The following is a 1,038-nucleotide window of genomic DNA, read 5'->3' as shown; positions in this document are numbered from 1 at the left end:
TGCGAAATCATTCGACGCCGGCACGTAGTGCCGCGGCGGGCGATGCGGGTCGACTCCGCGGCTGGCGAGGTACTCGCGCTGCAGGTCGTCGCGGCGATCGAAGTCGACGACGGGCGCGGCGTCGAGCGCGACGACGACGGAACTGTCGGACGCGCCCGGCTCGCCCGGCGAGAGCTGCCACCGTTCGGCGAAGGCGGGCGTCGCCACGGCCTCGTAGCGCATGACCCCGAGGGGTCGCACGAGGCATCCGGCCACCGGCGCGGATTGCGAGGTCACCGCTCCAAGCACCGTGCCCGATTCGAGCAGCCCGGCCGTGAAGTCCTGGTCGTCGCGGTGCAGGTCGAAGACGACCGGGCGCCGCTCCCCCACGCGGGCGAGGGCGGGCAGGAACCACGTCGCGAGCGAGTCGGCATTGACGGCGAGGGCGAGCGAGATCGGTCGAGCGGATGCCTCGTCGAGCCCGAACTCGGCGAGGGCGTCGTGTTCGAGCAGCGCGACCTGGCGCGCGAGCCGCACGATCGGCGCACCGGCCTCGGTGGCCCTGGCCGGCTTCGACCGCACGACGAGCACGCGCCCGAGTTGCTGCTCGAGCGCCTTCACGCGCTGGGAGACCGCCGACGGCGTGATGCGCAGCCGCCGGGCCGCCGCGTCGAACGTGCCCTCGTCGATGACGACGGCGAGCGTGCGGGCCAGGTCGAGCGGGATCTCCATCTGAAGCAATGCTAATGCCGATGAAGAATCTTGAGCTGGAGTAAAGCCCTCTCGACCTCTACATTCGTGTCGTGCCCCTCTCCTCCATCCTCGCCGGCGTCGGCCTCGGCCTCTCGCTCATCATCGCGATCGGCGCGCAGAACGTGTTCGTGCTGCGGCAGGGCATCCGGCGCGAGCACGTCTTCGCGGTGGCGGCGATCTGCGCGCTGAGCGACCTCGCACTCATCATGGTCGGCGTCTCCGGCATCGGCGCGGTCCTCACGGCGGTGCCCTGGCTCGTCGACGTCATCCGCTGGGCGGGCGCGGTGTTCCTCGTCGCCTACGGGC

The 1,038-nt window shown here is 71.3% G+C and carries 2 protein-coding genes; one reads left to right on the top strand and one right to left on the bottom strand.

Going from position 1 to position 1,038, the window contains the following annotated elements; all coding sequences use genetic code 11:
• Nucleotides 1–711 (bottom strand): ArgP/LysG family DNA-binding transcriptional regulator (locus tag ACFWWU_RS37555; RefSeq protein ID WP_384153797.1); only part of this gene is annotated, 711 nt, incomplete at its 3' end.
• A 71-nt stretch (nt 712–782) separates the two neighbouring features.
• On the opposite strand from ACFWWU_RS37555, the gene ACFWWU_RS37550 reads away from it, so the two are divergent.
• A partial coding sequence (locus ACFWWU_RS37550; RefSeq protein WP_384153794.1) for a LysE/ArgO family amino acid transporter occupies nt 783–1,038 on the top strand: 256 nt, incomplete at its 3' end.

The sequence above is a fragment of the Streptomyces sp. NPDC058650 genome (assembly GCF_042717315.1).
Classification (GTDB): domain Bacteria; phylum Actinomycetota; class Actinomycetes; order Streptomycetales; family Streptomycetaceae; genus Streptomyces.
Note: the sequence above shows the minus strand (reverse complement) of the source record. Positions and strands in the feature narration are given on the sequence as shown.